Origin of the sequence: Kibdelosporangium persicum, assembly GCF_013280595.1 — a bacterium.
Taxonomy (GTDB): Bacteria; Actinomycetota; Actinomycetes; order Mycobacteriales; family Pseudonocardiaceae; genus Kibdelosporangium; species Kibdelosporangium persicum.
This window is the reverse complement of sequence record NZ_JAAATY010000001.1, coordinates 380246-395314: the sequence shown is the minus strand read 5'-3', so window position 1 is coordinate 395314 and position 15069 is coordinate 380246. Positions and strand designations below refer to the sequence as shown.

15 protein-coding genes are annotated in these 15069 nt (G+C 68.4%); 9 read left to right on the top strand and 6 right to left on the bottom strand.

What is annotated here, in order from left to right; genetic code table 11:
• The first annotated feature begins 80 nt into the window (after positions 1 to 80).
• Together GC106_RS01855 and GC106_RS01850 are read left to right on the top strand one after the other, a co-directional pair.
• Complete coding sequence (locus tag GC106_RS01855) at positions 81 to 1256, top strand: glycosyltransferase family 4 protein (protein ID WP_217279923.1); 1176 nt, start codon at positions 81 to 83, stop codon at positions 1254 to 1256.
• Positions 1253 to 3361 (top strand): amylo-alpha-1,6-glucosidase, encoded by a 2109-nt coding sequence (locus tag GC106_RS01850; RefSeq protein ID WP_173123630.1) that lies wholly within the window; start codon positions 1253 to 1255, stop codon positions 3359 to 3361. Before GC106_RS01855 ends, GC106_RS01850 begins: the two co-directional genes overlap by 4 nt.
• 43 nt (positions 3362 to 3404) lie before the next feature.
• Here the strand turns inward: GC106_RS01850 and GC106_RS01845 are convergent, their stop codons facing one another.
• Entirely contained in the window at positions 3405 to 5624 is a 2220-nt protein-coding gene (locus GC106_RS01845; protein ID WP_173123628.1) for a PQQ-dependent sugar dehydrogenase, read from the bottom strand.
• A gap of 315 nt (positions 5625 to 5939) precedes the next feature.
• On the opposite strand from GC106_RS01845, the gene GC106_RS01840 reads away from it, so the two are divergent.
• The 4 genes from GC106_RS01840 to GC106_RS01825 are packed head-to-tail and all read left to right on the top strand — an operon-like array spanning position 5940 to position 10362.
• Positions 5940 to 6677 carry an ABC transporter ATP-binding protein gene (locus tag GC106_RS01840; RefSeq protein ID WP_312872348.1) on the top strand — a complete coding sequence of 246 codons (738 nt, stop codon included), beginning with the start codon at positions 5940 to 5942 and terminating at the stop codon, positions 6675 to 6677.
• Positions 6678 to 6688: 11 nt separating this feature from the next.
• Complete coding sequence (locus GC106_RS01835; RefSeq protein ID WP_173123624.1) at positions 6689 to 7651, top strand: ABC transporter substrate-binding protein; 963 nt, start codon at positions 6689 to 6691, stop codon at positions 7649 to 7651.
• Positions 7651 to 9636, top strand: a complete 1986-nt coding sequence (locus GC106_RS01830; protein ID WP_173123622.1) for an iron ABC transporter permease — start codon at positions 7651 to 7653, stop codon at positions 9634 to 9636. Before GC106_RS01835 ends, GC106_RS01830 begins: the two co-directional genes overlap by 1 nt.
• Positions 9637 to 9675: 39 nt before the next feature.
• A complete protein-coding gene (locus tag GC106_RS01825; protein ID WP_173123620.1) occupies positions 9676 to 10362 on the top strand; it encodes a J domain-containing protein in 687 nt (228 codons plus the stop codon).
• Here the strand turns inward: GC106_RS01825 and GC106_RS01820 are convergent.
• From GC106_RS01820 to GC106_RS01810, 3 genes are all read right to left on the bottom strand, one after another.
• Positions 10350 to 10697, bottom strand: coding sequence for a DUF1330 domain-containing protein (locus tag GC106_RS01820; RefSeq protein WP_173123619.1), 348 nt, complete (start codon positions 10695 to 10697; stop codon positions 10350 to 10352). The two genes, GC106_RS01825 and GC106_RS01820, sit on opposite strands and share 13 nt — an antisense overlap.
• 109 nt (positions 10698 to 10806) lie before the next feature.
• Positions 10807 to 11082, bottom strand: coding sequence for a hypothetical protein (locus GC106_RS01815; RefSeq protein ID WP_173123617.1), 276 nt, complete (start codon positions 11080 to 11082; stop codon positions 10807 to 10809).
• 35 nt (positions 11083 to 11117) lie between these two features.
• Positions 11118 to 11618, bottom strand: a complete 501-nt coding sequence (locus GC106_RS01810; RefSeq protein WP_173123615.1) for a hemerythrin domain-containing protein — start codon at positions 11616 to 11618, stop codon at positions 11118 to 11120.
• 93 nt (positions 11619 to 11711) lie between these two features.
• On the opposite strand from GC106_RS01810, the gene GC106_RS01805 reads away from it, so the two are divergent.
• Genes GC106_RS01805 through GC106_RS01795 form a run of 3 tightly spaced genes read left to right on the top strand, consistent with a single transcriptional unit; the run spans position 11712 to position 13022 of the window.
• Positions 11712 to 12116: a DUF6098 family protein gene (locus GC106_RS01805; protein ID WP_173123613.1), complete on the top strand. Its 405-nt coding sequence runs from the start codon at positions 11712 to 11714 to the stop codon at positions 12114 to 12116.
• Between the two features lie 38 nt (positions 12117 to 12154).
• Positions 12155 to 12808, top strand: a complete 654-nt coding sequence (locus GC106_RS01800; protein WP_173123611.1) for a HemK2/MTQ2 family protein methyltransferase — start codon at positions 12155 to 12157, stop codon at positions 12806 to 12808.
• Entirely contained in the window at positions 12792 to 13022 is a 231-nt protein-coding gene (locus tag GC106_RS01795; RefSeq protein WP_173123609.1) for a CDGSH iron-sulfur domain-containing protein, read from the top strand. The genes GC106_RS01800 and GC106_RS01795 overlap by 17 nt, the downstream gene beginning before the upstream one ends.
• On the opposite strand, the gene GC106_RS01790 is transcribed toward GC106_RS01795, so the two are convergent.
• A complete protein-coding gene (locus tag GC106_RS01790; RefSeq protein ID WP_173124630.1) occupies positions 12979 to 13884 on the bottom strand; it encodes an iron-containing redox enzyme family protein in 906 nt (301 codons plus the stop codon). The two genes, GC106_RS01795 and GC106_RS01790, sit on opposite strands and share 44 nt — an antisense overlap.
• A 44-nt stretch (positions 13885 to 13928) precedes the next feature.
• Positions 13929 to 14930, bottom strand: coding sequence for a carboxylate-amine ligase (locus tag GC106_RS01785; protein ID WP_217279921.1), 1002 nt, complete (start codon positions 14928 to 14930; stop codon positions 13929 to 13931).
• Positions 14931 to 15069: the final 139 nt, after the last annotated feature.

Genomic DNA, 15069 nt, shown 5'->3' with positions numbered 1-15069 from the left:
CGCGGGACAGGCCGGACTTGTTAGCACTCAAGGGCGGAGAGTGCTAACAGTCGTTCGCCCGTCACGACGAGGAGGAGGATTTGAGCAGCGTGCTTTCCACTGGCGCTGTGGCAGATCGGCTCAGGATCGCACTGGTCGCCCCGCCCTACTTCGATGTCCCGCCCCGTGCGTACGGCGGCGTCGAGGCCGTCGTGGCCGATCTCGCGGATGCCCTGGTGGCGCGTGGGCACCGCGTGACGTTGGTCGGCGCCGGCCGCAACGGCACCACCGCGGACTTCGAGCCGGTGTGGGATCGCACTGTCCCCGAACGGCTCGGCGAGCCGTATCCCGAAGTCATGCACGCGATGGCAGTCCGCCGCGCGATCGAGCGGATCGCGTCGGCCGATGGCCTCGACGTGGTGCATGACCACACGTTCGCCGGACCGCTCAACGCTCCCGTTTTCGCCACCACCGGCCTGCCTACCGTGGTGACGGTCCACGGCCCGGTCGACGCGGACCTCTACCGGTACTACCGGGCGCTCGGCGACGACGTCCAACTCGTCGCGATCAGCGAACGGCAACGCAAGCTCGCGCCGGACCTGAACTGGCTGAGCACCGTGCACAACGCCCTGCGGGTGGACGAATGGCCGTTCCAGCGCCACAAGGACGACTACGCCTTGTTCCTCGGCCGGTTCCATCCGGACAAGGCGCCGCACCTGGCGCTGGAAGCGGCGCACGCCGCGGGCATACCGCTGGTGCTGGCGGGCAAGTGCGCGGAGCCGATCGAGAAGGAATACTTCGAGCTGGAAGTCCGGCCGCGGCTGACCGACGAGGACCACGTCTTCGGCGTCGCCGACGCCACGGAGAAGCGCAGGCTGCTGGCGTCCGCGCGCTGCCTGCTCTTCCCGATCCGGTGGGAGGAGCCGTTCGGCATGGTGATGATCGAGGCCATGGCGTGCGGCACGCCGGTGGTCGCCTTGCGCGCGGGCGCCGTGCCGGAAGTCGTCGTCGACGGCGTGACCGGCCTGATCCGCGACGAACCGGACGAACTCGTCGACGCGCTGCACGAGGTGCGGTCCATCGATCCCGCCGCGTGCCGCGAGCACGTCACGAAGCACTTCGGGGTGGACGGTCTCGGCTCGGGTTATGAAGCCGCTTACCGTGCTGCCGTGCGGCTGGCGCGGCCCACCACGCTGGCCACTCTGCGGAAGGACTTCGCGGCCCTGGACTCGGCCTTGGACCGGGCCTATGAACGCACCGCCGGGGACAGGGTATGACCGAGGCGTTCAACGCGGGCGAACCCGTGTCGACGTTCAGTCCGGGCGGCACGGTGACCCTCGTGGAAGGCGGCACCTTCTGCCTGTCGGACAACACCGGCGACATCAGGCCGGGCACCGCGCAGGGGCTCTTCTTCCGGGACGCCCGGCTGATGTCGCGGTGGGAACTGCGGCTGGACGGTGACGTGCCGCACCCGTTGTCGGTGATCACGCCGGAGGCGTTCGTCGGCCGGTTCGTCGCGCGCCGGCCTCCCCGGGCCGGTCAGGCGGACAGCACTCTGCTGGTGGTGCGCGAGCGGCTGATCGGTGACGGTCTCCGCGAGACCGTCACGCTCGAGAACCTCAGTGCCGAGGCGACTGTCGTCACGCTGGTGCTCAACGTGGACGCCGACTTCCAGGACCTGTTCGCGGTCAAGGAGGGCCGGGCGGCCCAGCGAGACGCCGACACGATCGTCACAGGGGCGGAACTGTTGCTGCGTGACCGGCACGACGGGTCGCGTGGCCTCTCGGTCAGCGCCTCGGCCGATCCGGTCGTGGTGCCCGGCATGCTGAGCTGGCACGCGGTCGTCCCGGCCAAAGGCCGGTGGTCGACGGAGATCGTGGTGCAGCCGACGCTGGCCGACCGCCGGGTGAAGCCCCTGTTCCACCGCGGCCAGCAGCTGGAGAGCAGTGGCCCGGCCCGCAAGATCCAGGCGTGGCGCAGTGCCAGCACCGCGGTCCGGGCCGACGATCCCGTGCTGTCCCAGGTGCTGCGCCGCACGGAAAGCGATCTGGGCGCGTTGCAGATCCACGACCCGTCCCGCAACGGCCGGCCGTTCGTCGCCGCGGGTGCACCGTGGTTCATGACGTTGTTCGGCCGTGACAGCCTGCTGACGGCGTGGATGGCGTTGCCGTTGGACGTGGGGCTGGGCACAGGAACCCTGCAGACGCTGGCGGAGTTGCAGGGCAAGCGCGTCGATCCGCTCACCGAGGAGGAGCCGGGCCGGATTCTGCACGAGCTGCGGATGGGGCCGGACAACACCCGCGTGCTCGGTGGCAGCCAGTACTACGGCTCGGTCGACGCCACACCGCTGTTCGTCATGCTGTTGGCCGAATGCTGGCGGTGGGGCGCTGACGAGGCGACGATCCGGTCGCTGCTGCCGGCCGCCGACGCGGCACTGTCGTGGATCACCGAGTACGGCGACCGTGATGGCGACGGCTTCGTCGAATACCGGCGGGCTACCGACCGAGGCCTGATCAACCAGGGCTGGAAGGACAGTTTCGACGGTGTCAACGACGCCGGTGGCCGCATCGCGCGGGCGCCCATCGCCCTGTGCGAGGTCCAGGCATACGTCTACGCGGCCTGGCTGGCACGAGCGGAACTGGCTGAAGCATCCGACGACACCGCGCTCGCCGAACGGTGCCGGGCCAACGCGGACCAGCTGCGGCGACGCTTCGCCGAAGCGTTCTGGTTGCCCGACAAGGGCTGGTACGCCGTGGCACTGGACGGTCAGAAGACGCCGGTGGACGCCCTGACCAGCAACGTGGCGCACTGTCTCTGGTCGGGAATCGCCACCGACGAGCACGCCGCCACCATCATCAAGCGGTTGAGCGGCGACGACATGGACACGGGCTACGGTTTGCGTACGCTCGCCGCGTCCATGGGCGCGTACAACCCGATGAGTTACCACAACGGGTCGGTGTGGCCACACGACACAGCGATCGCTGTGGCCGGTCTGCTGCGCTACAGCCATCTTGATGGCGCCATCGCGTTGGCACAGCGGCTGGCCACCGGATTGCTCGACGCCGCAGCGGCGTTCGGCGGGCGGCTACCCGAACTGTACTGCGGATTCGCCCGTGACCGGTTCAGCCCACCGGTGCCCTATCCCACCTCGTGCTCACCACAGGCGTGGGCGAGCGCGGCGCCGATGCTGCTCGTGCGCGCGTTCCTCGGGCTGGATCCGAACGTGCCCCGCCGGACGTTGACCGTCAAACCGAACATCCCGGCGCAGTGGGGTTCCCTCGCCCTCACCGAGCTGCGCCTCGGTTCGGCCACAGTGGACATCCACGGCAGCGGGGACGACGCGAACGTGACGGGTCTGCCGGGCGACTGGACGCTCGGTTAGCGGTCAGGGGCGTCCACTTCGGACGCCCCGGCCGCCTTCGGAGCTAACAGGACAGCAATGCCGTCCGGAAGCTGGCCGTGTAGGTCGTCGGTGTTGCCGGAGCCGTGATCGTGTGGCTCTGCGCGCCACCGTCAGACCACGACCGGAAGCAGTACCTGACCAGCCCGCTGCCCTGCGGGCTGGGAGCACTGATCGTGTTGGCGGAACCCACGATCACGGTCCGCGTGAACGGTGCCGTCGCCGAGGTGCTGAAGTGCGTCAGCGTCCGGCCGGACGGGTTGCTGGCGAACGTCAGCACCACGGTTCGCGGATCCAGCCGCACCGAGGTGCTCGCGGTGCGCCCGCTGGAGTCCCGGGCGGTGAGCACGAGCTCCAAATAGGACGGATATTCGTGGTCGGGTGCGGAGAAACCGCCGTTCGCGGTGCCGGAGAAGGTCTGCACGGTGTGGGAATGGCAGTTGCTCGGGCAATGCTGCAACAGCAGCGTCCACGTCAGCGCGCTGGCCGCCAGCGGACCGTCCTGGGCGTCGGTGGCGCGACCGGAGAACGTGATCGGATCACCGACCTTCCACCTCAGTGTGGTGTCCGGGGTGTCGATCACCGGGACCGGATCGGGATTGGCCGGATTGCCCGCGGTCACCACCACGGTGGCGGTGTCCGTCAGGCCACCGGGATCGGTGACCCGGAGTTTGACCGGCACGATCGCGTCCGTGGTGTACGTCCGCGCCGGATTCACCGCCGTCGAGTCGTCGAACGCGCCATCACCGTCGAGATCCCACGCGTAGGCCAACGCCTGCGCGTCCGGATCGCTCGATCCCGAGCCCGAGAACTGGACGTTCAACGGCACGGCACCGCTGGTGGGGTTCGCCGTGGCGACCGCCGTCGGCGCGCGGTTGCCGGTCGGGTAGCTGACGCGACGCAGCTGGCCGCCGTTCAGCGCCACGTAGAAGATGTCGCCACCGGGTCCCGACAGGATGTGCACCGGCACAGCGGCACCGGTCACGAACGGCGTGATCATCGACGGGTCAGGCGTGCCGGAAGCGTTGCGGCGCATGGCCCAGATGCATCCTCGGGACGCGTCGGCGAAGAACAACGCACCTCGGTACTCGGCGGGGTAATTGCTGTTGTTCTCGAACGCCATTCCGCCGACCGAGGAGCTGCCGGTCGGGCATCCGTCGCCCGCGACAACGTTGTTGCTGTGGTTGTAGGCGAAGTGCGGCGCGTTCTGCCCGGTGCCGTAGAGGTTCTCACAGGACGTGAGGTTCGCGTTGTCGTAGCCCGACTGCCGGGCGCCGCCTTCGTAACAGGGCCAGCCGAAGTTCTCGGCCACGCCGTCGGTCATGTTCGAGATCCGGTTGACCTCTTCCCACGTTCCCCAGCCGACGTCGCCGACCCACAGTTCGTTGGTGCCGGGCCGGACGCCCATCCGGAAGGGATTCCGGAGGCCGTACGCGATCACACGCTTGGCGTTGGCGTTCGTGCTCGACGCGAACGGGTTGCCGGGCATGCCCGCGCCCGTCGCTGGGTCGATACGGATGACCGTCCCGTCCAATGTGCGCGGTTGGTCGGCCGCCCGACGGACGGACTGGGACCGCAGTGCCCCACCGAGTGCGGTCGGCGGGCTGAGATTCGTCCCAGCGGCGCCGGGCGGGTCACCACACGGGTTGCCGACCTGGCCCCAGTCGGCGAAGTTGAAGCTGGCACCGTCGCCGCCGCTGACGTACAGCGCGCCGTCCGGGCCGAACGCGAGCGAGCCGATCGAGTGGCTCGGGTACTGCTGGCACCAGTCGGTGAGCACGACCTGTTCGGCGGACGCGGTGTTGCCGTTCGCGATCAGCCGCGACAGTCTGCCCTGGACGAGGCAGCCCTGATTGGTCGCACCCGGCGGGTCGGGACACACGTCCCCCCACCCGAGGTAGTCGTATGTGTACAGCACGTAGACATGCGGTGTGACCGGGAATTGCGGGTGGAGTGCGAGACCGAGCAGGCCGCGGTCCCAGAAGTCGTGCACCTGTGGCCTGAGGTCGGCGAAAACGGTCGGCGTGGTGTCGCCCAGACCGTCGTAGACCTTGACGATCCCGCTCTTCTCGGCGATGAAGACGCGTCCGTCAGGCGAGAAGGCGGCCTGGGTCGGTGCGGACAGTCCGGAGATCACGGCGGTGTCGGTGAAGCCGGCGGGCACGGCGGCGGAGGCCACCAGCCCGCCGGGTAAGCCGACCAGCGCGCCGGCCAGCAGGACCAGCACGGAGATGAGCCTTTTCATCGGCGGTTCCCCTTGGCGGTTCGGCAGGGATGGGGTTTCGCCGCGGACATCGCACTTCGGACAGACGGCGGTAGCATGATCGGCCGACTGGTGCACATCGCACACTCGCCGGGCCACCGATGAGTCGCATCGACCGTGCCGAGTGGACGAACCCGGTCGCGGTGCGTTCCCCGGCGCTCACCCGGTCACACCGCACCGGCGCCGGAAAAGTGTGATCAATCCTACCCGATTAGGTTAGGCTTGCCTATATCGTTTAGGGTCGCCGCCGTGCGGGGAGAGCTTCGAGCAACTGGGCTGGTAGTGGGCCATGCGGGCGTGCCTGTGCTGCGTGACGTCGACGTGGCGCTGCGGCCGGGCACAGTGACGGTCTTCGTCGGCCCGAACGGGTGCGGCAAGTCGACCCTGCTGCGGACCCTGGCCGGCCTGCTGCCGGCCATCGACGGAAACGTGCAGGTCAACGGCACCTCACTGGCCGAGCTGCCGCGGCGTGAGCTGGCCCGGCACCTGGCCTTCCTGCCGCAGACGCCCGTCGTTCCGGCAGGCGTGACGGTCCGGGAACTGGCGCGGCACGGCCGTTACGCGCACCGGGGCGCCTTCGCCCGGCACACGCCGGAGGACGCCGAAGCGGTGGAATGGGCGCTGGACGTCACCGACGCGGCCTCGCTCGCGGACCGCCGGCTGGACGAACTGTCCGGCGGCGAACGGCAACGCGCGTGGCTGGCGACCGTGCTGGCGCAGAAGACCCGGATCGTCCTGCTCGACGAACCGACCACCTACCTGGACCTCAAGCACCAGTTCGAAGTCCTGGACGTGGCCCGCAAGCTGGCCCACGAGCACGACATCGCGTGCGGGGTCGTCCTGCACGACCTCACCCAGGCGGCCGCGTACGGCGACGACGTCGTTGTGGTGGCCGACCAGAAGATCGTGGCCGCCGGCGCGGCCGGAGAAGTCCTGACCGCGGCGACGATCGAGCAGGCGTTCGGCCTGGCTGTGACCGTGGTCCGTGACCCGGGGACCGGGTATCTGGCGTGTTTTCCGCGCCGCACAGCGTAAGGGAGTAGGAAATGGTTCGCGCGCTTGTAGTCGCGTGTGTCGCGTTGGTCCTCGCCGGGTGTGGCGGTGGTACGGCCGGGCAGACCGCCGGTGGCGGCGGCAGTGCCGGTGACGGCGGCGGCGGGGCGATCACCGTCCAGACGGCACGGGGTCAGGTCAGCCTGCCCAAGCCGGCGACCAAGGTCGTGGTGCTGGAATGGGCTTATACCGAGGAACTCGTCGCGCTCGGCGTGACTCCGGTCGGCAACGCGGACAACGAGGGCTACCAGAAGTGGGTCACCGCGCCCGGTGCGGCGCTGCCCGCCGGCGTGGCCGACGTCGGCCAGCGCCAGGAGCCCAGCCTGGAACGGATCAAGGCGTTGCAGCCCGACCTCATCGTCGGCGAGGAGAAGACCGTCGCGGTCAACCACGACCAGCTCAAGGCGATCGCGCCGGTGCTGTCGTTCGACTACCCGGTCGCCCCGCAGTTCGAGACGATGAAGAAGAACTTCACCGAGCTGGCCAAGGCCGTGGGCAAGCAGGACAAGGGCCGTGAGGTGCTCGGCCGGATCGACGCGAAGGCCGCCGAGGTCAAGCAGAAGATCCCCGCGGGCATGCCGTACGCGTTCGCGCAGGCCTACACCGCCAACGGCACGCCGAACATCCGGATGTTCGGCGGCACCACGCTCGTCGCCGAGGTCCTCGGACTGGCCGGGCTGCGCAACACCTGGCAGGGCCAGCCGGACAAGTGGGGCCTGACCACCGTGGGCGTCGAAGGACTGACCCAGATCCCGGCCGACGCCGCCCTGATCTACGTCGCCCAGGCCAACGACAACCCGTTCACCGGGTCGCTCGCCGCCAATCCGGTGTGGACCAACCTCGAGTTCGTCAAGAAGAACAAGCTGTACGCGCTCGACCCGGGAACCTGGACCTTCGGCGGCCCGCTGTCGGCCGTGCAGATCCTCGACGGTGTGGGCAAGGCACTGGCGGCCTGATGCCCAAGCTCATCACCGGCGGCGTCGCGGTCGTCCTGTGCGCGGTGATCGTCGTGCACCTCGGGCTCGGCGCCGCCGGTGTCGGTGTCCTCGACGTCCTGTCCTTCGTGGCCGGCAACGGGGACGAGAACACCCGGAACGTGCTGTGGGGCAGCAGGATTCCCCGCACGCTGGCCGGTCTGGTCGTCGGCATAGCGCTCGGCGTCTCGGGTGCGCTGATCCAGGGCGCGACGCGCAACCCGTTGGCGGCGCCGGACACGCTGGGCGTCAACGCGGGCGCGTACTTCGCCGTCGCCGCACTGGCTTTCGCTGGCGTGAACGCCGGGGTGTTCGGCAACGGCGGAGTCGCGTTCCTCGGTGGTCTGGCCGCCGTGGCGCTGGTGTACCTGCTGACCGTCGGCGGTGTGCTGACGCCCGGACGGGTGTTGCTGGCGGGAGCCACGGTCTCGCTGATCGGCATGGCCGGTGCGGAGTTCCTGCAGATCCTGGACGAGCACCAGACTCGGGGACTGTTCTTCTGGGGCAACGGTTCGCTGATGCAGACAGGACTGGACCGGCCGCTGGTCGTCGGCGCGGTCGTCCTTGCCGGAGCGGCCCTCGCGCCTTTGCTGGCCAGGTCGCTGGATCTGCTGTCGCTCGGTGACGAGACCGCTCAGGCGATGGGCGTGCAGGTGAACCGGGTCCGTCCGATGGCCCTGTCGCTCGCGGTGGTTCTCGCCGCGGCCGCCGTGACCGTCGCCGGTCCCATTGGTTTTGTGGGTCTGATCGCTCCGGTCGCCGTGCGGTTGCTCGGCATTCACGGTCATTCGCTGCTGATTCCGTTGGCAGGCTTGACCGCCGCGACGCTCGTGCTGGCGGCGGACGCGGCCGCGCAGGTGGCCCTCCCGCCGTCGGCCGGGTACGGCGAGCTTCCCGTCGGGATCGTCACCGCGCTCATCGGCGGTCCGATCTTCATCGTCCTGGCCAGGCGGGTGATCACCGGCGACGCTGATCGCGGTGCCGCTGTCGTCGTGGCACAGGCACGCAAGTCCCGCTTCGTCACCGCGTTGGTCATCGGGTGCGGTCTTCTGGCTGTGGCCGCCGTCGTCGGTCTGCGGGTCGGCGACATGGACATCAGCTGGAGTGATCTGGCGTCGGTCGTCACCGGGTCCGGGCAGGAGATGGCGAACGCGGTGGTGTCCTTCCGGCTGCCACGGATTCTTGTCGCGGCGGGTGCGGGTGCGTGCCTGGCGATCGCGGGTGTCGCCGTGCAGTCGGTGGTACGCAATCCGCTGGCCGAACCGGGACTGATGGGCATCACCGGCGGCGCCTCGGCCGCGGCGATGCTGGTGATCCTCGTCATCCCTTCGGCGCCGGTCGCCGTGCTCCCCGTGGCCGCGACAGCCGGTGGTGTGCTGGCGATGGTGATCATCGTCCTCATCGCACGGCAACTCGACCCGACCCGTGTCGTGCTCATCGGTCTCGGTATGGCCGCGACGACAATGGCGCTGGTAAATGTCATGGTCGTCGGGGCACAGATGAACATCACGGCAGCGCTCACGTGGCTCGCCGGCAGCACGTACGCGCGTGACCTCAGCACGCTCGGCTGGCTGCTGCTGCCCGCGGTCGTCGCGGTGATGTTGATCGTGGGCGGTCGCGCGGTGAACATGCTGGCACTCGGTGATGACCTGCCGCGCAGCCTGGGCCTGGCTTTGGGCCGGACACGGATGCTGGTGCTGTGCGGCGGCGCCCTGCTCGCGGCGGGCACAGCTGCGGCCGTCGGCACCGTGGGCTTCGTCGGTCTCGTCGCGCCGCACCTCGCGCGGCGCATCGTCGGCACCGCGACCCACCGGTTGATGCCGATGGCGGCAGTCCTGGGAGCGGTGCTCGTGGTGGTGGCGGACACCGTCGGCCGGAGTGTGCTCGCCCCGACAGAGATCCCGGTCGGCATCGTCACCGCGCTGCTGGGGACGCCATATCTGGTGTGGCTGCTCCGTGCCAAGTGACACAGTTGAGTGATGGACCCGGCGGTACTGTACTGAGCTGTGCCGGATGTCGACTATTACGCCATTCTCGGCGTACCCAAGTCGGTTTCGGACGCCGAACTGAGATCGGCGTACCGGAAGCTGGTACGGCGCGCCCACCCGGACAACGGGGGAAACGTCGACACATTCCAGCGGATTCAGCAGGCGTACCGGAAAATCCGGGCCCTTCGCACGGTCAGCATGCCTTCGGCGTACACCGCCTCCACCACAACCCGAGCGCGGCGAAGACCGGACAGGTGGAAACGGATGATCTGCTGGTCGTGCGGGGTGCGCACGGCCCGAAGACCGCTGGTCATCGTCCTGACCAAGCTCGACGTGCCCGAGGAGCGAGTGGATTTGCCGTACTGCGACTGGTGCTGGTCACAGCGGGTCAATGCCCGAGACCGGCGGCTCGTCGCGGCACTGCAAACGGCAGGGGCGTCGTCCCGGCTCGGATTCGCTTTGCTGGTCGCGGCGTTTCTCGGTCTGGTCGCGATGATCGGGTACCTGCTTTTCCTCTTCGAGCCGTCCCATTCCTTGACGCTGTTGTTCCTGCTGTGGGCCACGATCATCACCCTGCTGGTGCTGGGAATGCGGCCGATCGTCCGGCGTGCGGTGGAAATCCGGCGCCAGGCCCAGGATTTCCACCACCGTCTGCTCGACCACCCGCCGATCGCCGCCCTGCTGGACCACGGCTACCGGCTGTGAACCGCCCGGAGTTCGGCGGCGAACTGCGCGGAGTCGTGATCGGGCCCGCACCCTTCGACCAGGATGAGGTCCCCGACCATGTGATCGGCCCGCAGCGGCAGGATCTCCTGGTACGCCGGTGACCGGTACCACTCGCGTGCGGCGTCCATGCTCGGAAACTCGATCATCACGAGAGCTCCCGGCCAGACCCCTTCCAGGACGTCCATCTCGCCACCGTGCACGAGGAACTTCGCGCCATACGGATCCATAGTGGCCTGGATGCGCTCCAGGTACTCGTACACCTCGGGGTGCGGCGGCCCGGCCTGGCGCAGGTGGGCGATTCCGTAGGCGGTCATGGTGTTCTCCCTTTCGAATCGGATGTGTCCATCCTGTTCGAAGGAGGGAATGGCGTCGATTACCCGCCACGTAATGTGACGGCGGGCAGGCGCAACTCGATCGGATCGGTCACTCGCCACGCAGTTGCCGGCGGATCTCCTCCAGCTTGTCGCGGCCGGCCTGCTCGCGCTCGGCCATCTGCTCGTCGACCGACTTGGCCTGCGGCGTGTCCTCGGCCAGTTCGTTGGCGCCGATCGAGGTGGCGTACTTGTTCTCGATCCGGTCGCGTACGTAGTCGAACGTGGGCACGCCACCGTCGGTGTAGTCGAACTGCGGCTGCGGGACCGGCTGCGCCGGTTCCTCGACGATCTCGGCGTCGACGATCCTCGGGTCCGGCTCGGTCATCAGCTGCTCCATTCCACCTGGTGGCGCTCCCGCCATTACGAGAGTATCGCGTCCACCGCCTTCTTGAGCGCGCTCGGCTGCGACGGCCTGCGCGGCGCCTGCTTCCGCATCTCGATCATCCTGGCGCCGATCTCCTGCAACTGCTTGCGGCCCAGGCCCGCACGGACCTTGGGGAACCACTCGGACTCCTCTTCCTCCATGTGGTGCGTGACGTTCTCGATCAGCACGGTCGTCTTGGCGTCGAACCGCTCGTCCTCCGGCTTCATCATGGCCAGCTCGGCGCACAGCACGTCCGCGACATGATGCTCCTCATAGGACTCCAGCACGTCGTCCTCGATGTCCGGCAGGAGCTTGCGCACCTCTGGGTACATGCACTCGTTCTCGATGTACGTGTGCACGGTCAGCAGCTCGATCATCTTGTCGACCAGCCGGCCCTTGGTCGCCGTCGCGTTCTCGCCCGCGTTGGTGAACTCGGTGAACAGCCTGCGGATCTGCTTGTGGTCTTCCTTCAGCAGCACAATGGCGTCGGTCGACATGATCCCTCCCAGAAGTCAGTCTCGGTATCCGGGGGTTACCCGCCGGTTGTCGCGTTTAATACGGCCGGACGTGGGAACCACCTGCGGGTGGGAATGCCTGTGGTGACGAGGCTCGACCAGCTGATCGAGCTGATGGGCATGGATCTGCCGCTGTTCCTGAGGTACTCCTCGGGGCCGGAAGCCGATGCCGTGCACCCCAGCGTGGATCACGAAAGCGGTCTGCGCATGCCGGGACACTCGGCCAACCCGTTACGCCCGCCGTCCTGGTGGACTTTGCCCACAGAGGACTGGATGGCCCGGCGGATCTGCCAGTACGTGCAGAAGGTCGACGAGGGCGCCCGGCCGTGGGTGCTGACCGGTGAGGTGATCAGCCATGGCCCGGACAACGAACCGCTGCTGGTCAACGTGACGCCTGTGGCGTGGTTGGGTGACGAGTTGCTGGCCGAGGCGCAACAGCGCTACAGAGAGCGAATGGACGCCGGGAAGTCCGGCGCCTGAAGCAGTTTGACCGGTCGCGCAACGGGAATCTACGTCCTATGTGGCTGCTCAGACCGCCGGGTGTGTACCGCCCGCAGGAAGACACCTGGCTGTTGGCCGATGCCCTGCGCACGGCGCCGCTTCCCGCCCGGGCGTCCGTTCTGGACGTCTGCACCGGGACCGGTGCACTCGCTGTGACGGCGGGTCGGCTCGGTGCCGCCGAAGTGACCGCGATCGACGTGTCCCGACGGGCAGCCACCGCCGCGTGGGTGAACGGGCGCGTCAACGGCGTCCCGATCCGTGCGTTGCGCGGGCATTTCGGCGATCTCGTCGGCAGGGAACGCTTCGACGTCATCCTGGCGAATCCTCCCTATGTGCCCGCACGTCAGGTCGCCCCGCACGGCAAGGCCAGGGCGTGGGACGCCGGAGACCGTGGCCGCGCGGTCCTCGATCCCTTGTGTGCCGTCATCCCGTTGCTGTTGAACGAGGACGGCATGGCTTTGATCGTCCACTCCGAACTGTGTGGTTCGGACAGCACTGTCCATGCGTTGCGGGGATCCGGTTTGAAGGCCTCCGTGATCGCCCGTCAGGTCGTCCCGTTCGGACCCGTGATGCGGTCACGCACGGAATGGCTTGTGTCCCAAGGGCTTGTCGAGCCCGGCCAGGACCACGAGGAACTGGTGGTGATCCGCGCCGATGTCCCGACCCGATGAGGCACGGCGAGTCGTCGTCGTACCGGGCGGACCGATCCTGATCGACGGACCGGTCGAAGTCACCATGGACGACGGTACCGTCGTCCGCTCCGACCGGTTCGTCGTCGCGGTGTGCGCGTGCCGGCGCAGCAAACGGTATCCGTTCTGCGACACCAGCCACCGCCGCAAGGTCAGGACTGACGAAGCGAAGAACGACCGGCCCGCCACGAACTGAGGACGTGCTCGCCGAACCGGTCCTCCAGCAGTTCGGTCGCCTGGATGCCGAACACGACCGATCCGGTCAGTTCCGGCTCACGCTTGAGCAGGTCACCGATGACGTCGCGGCGCATCACTTGTTCGTGCACCGCGTCGGCTTCCATGTGTTCGGTGTAGAAGTGCACGCACGCCTCGTCCGCCTCCAGCCGCGCGAGCGCCTTGACCATCCGCTGCGCGCTGGGGGCGGTGGTGATCTCCGCGGCGGCGAAATGCCCGACCAGCGCACCGCGCAGTGACCGGTGCAGCCCGAACAGGGACATCATGTTCACCACGGCCAGCATCTCGGCCGGTGCCTGGTCGAGGTAGTGCAGGTAGCCGGTGTTCAGCCCGGCCCCGGCGAGCAGGTCGACGTACAGCTGGGAGTGCAGCCGGTCGCCCCGGCCGCCGCCGAACTCGTCGAACTCGACCGCGACCAGGGCTGCCTTGGCCTGCCCCTGCAACCGGGGGATCACCCACGCGTGCGGGTCGGCCTCCTTGTGGTGGTAGATCGACCGGTGCACGAAGTACTCACGCATGTGCCACCACTCCCCCTCGTCCTTGAGGAAGTGGCTGACGCCCTTGCCGTCGACCGGCTCGACCAGCAACTCGGCCAGTTCGCCTTCGATGTCGTCGCCGCCGCGCACGTCGGCACGCAACGCGTCAAGGAACGCCTTCTCCATCTCACGGCGTAGCCGCAGCAGGTCGGGATCCCATTCCCATTCGGGATCCACGCCGGTGAAACCGCGGTAGTGCAGTTCGTACGCGGTATGCAGCGCCAACTGCAGGTCTTCGCCGTAGGGGTCGGACATCGCCGGCCACTCCCGGCTGCCGCCACGCAGCATGTCGATCACCGCGTGGGAAAGGGGCCCACGGGGCTCCGGCAACTTCACAGTTCCTCCAACAAGGCGTCGACCACGGTCACCGGATCGCCCGTCATCCGCGGTCTGACGTGCACGTCCGTTCCGGTCAACGCGGTCAGTTCAGCAAGCAGGACCTTGGCGGGCACGCACTGTCCGGTCCGCAGGTCGATCCCCGGACCGTCCATTCCGTACCGTGCGGCGGACCAGACCGCGGCCGCCGCCCACTGGTCCGGAATCGGCTTCGCCTCGTGCCCGGCATCCAGCTGGTCGAGGGCGTACTTCACGAGTGCCTCGGTCAGCGCGGCCTGCTGCACGGCTTCGTCCACGGTCGCCGCCGCGTCCGCCACCCGCACCTCGACCGTGGGATAACGCGGCGACGGCCGCGCGAGCCAGAACGTCATGGCGTGGTCGACGAGCACCCCCAGGTCCACCAGCTGATCGACGGCGTGATCGTGCTCGGCGGCGGAACCGAACCACGGCGTCAGCCCACCGCCTGGCAGCCGTGACTGCTGGACCATCCGCCAACTGGCATATCCGGTGTCGCGTCCGTTGTCGAACGGTGAGTTGGCGGACACCGCCAGCAACGTCGGCAACCAGTACGACAGGTGGTTGATCACGGCGACAGCGGTGTCCCGATCCTCGATCCCGACGTGCACATGGCACCCCGAGACCTCGTAGTCCTCGAGGACGCCCGCGTACATACCCGCGATCCGCTCGAAACGGGCACCGGACGTCATGGGCACGTCCAGTCCGGCCAGTACCGCAGTACCCGACGAGACCAGCCCCAGGCCCTCGCGTCCGGCGGCGGCGGCCAGTTCCCGCCGTCCCGCGACGAGCTGTTCCCTCAGGTCACCGAGGGAGTCACAGACACCGGTGGCGAACTCGACCTGACTGGTGAGCATCTCCGGATGCACCCGGGCGCCGCGCGGCAGCCGCCCGACCTGCTTGAGCACGGAGTCCGCGAAGGGCGCGGTCCGGCGGGTGACCGGATCCACGACCAGGAACTCCTCTTCCACACCGATCGTCACGACCAGGGAGTACCCGCCCTCGTGAGTGTTTATCAGTGTTAGAACCCCGATAAACGCTCACGAGGGGAAGGGGAGGCCGGGAACTTCCGGTGGCTCTCATCCGACTGGTTGTCCAGCACCCTGCGATCGCGAGGACGAC

Excerpts from the sequence above, each read along its gene's own strand:
- GC106_RS01850 (WP_173123630.1), top strand. The coding sequence starts at position 1,253 with ATGACCGAGGCGTTCAACGCGGGCGAACCCGTGTCGACGTTCAGTCCG.
- GC106_RS01845 (WP_173123628.1), bottom strand. The coding sequence starts at position 5,624 with ATGAAAAGGCTCATCTCCGTGCTGGTCCTGCTGGCCGGCGCGCTGGTC.
- GC106_RS01835 (WP_173123624.1), top strand. The coding sequence starts at position 6,689 with ATGGTTCGCGCGCTTGTAGTCGCGTGTGTCGCGTTGGTCCTCGCCGGG.
- GC106_RS01830 (WP_173123622.1), top strand. The coding sequence starts at position 7,651 with ATGCCCAAGCTCATCACCGGCGGCGTCGCGGTCGTCCTGTGCGCGGTG.
- GC106_RS01820 (WP_173123619.1), bottom strand. The coding sequence starts at position 10,697 with ATGACCGCCTACGGAATCGCCCACCTGCGCCAGGCCGGGCCGCCGCAC.
- GC106_RS01815 (WP_173123617.1), bottom strand. The coding sequence starts at position 11,082 with ATGACCGAGCCGGACCCGAGGATCGTCGACGCCGAGATCGTCGAGGAA.
- GC106_RS01810 (WP_173123615.1), bottom strand. The coding sequence starts at position 11,618 with ATGTCGACCGACGCCATTGTGCTGCTGAAGGAAGACCACAAGCAGATC.
- GC106_RS01805 (WP_173123613.1), top strand. The coding sequence starts at position 11,712 with ATGCCTGTGGTGACGAGGCTCGACCAGCTGATCGAGCTGATGGGCATG.
- GC106_RS01800 (WP_173123611.1), top strand. The coding sequence starts at position 12,155 with ATGTGGCTGCTCAGACCGCCGGGTGTGTACCGCCCGCAGGAAGACACC.
- GC106_RS01795 (WP_173123609.1), top strand. The coding sequence starts at position 12,792 with ATGTCCCGACCCGATGAGGCACGGCGAGTCGTCGTCGTACCGGGCGGA.
- GC106_RS01790 (WP_173124630.1), bottom strand. The coding sequence starts at position 13,884 with ATGCTGCGTGGCGGCAGCCGGGAGTGGCCGGCGATGTCCGACCCCTAC.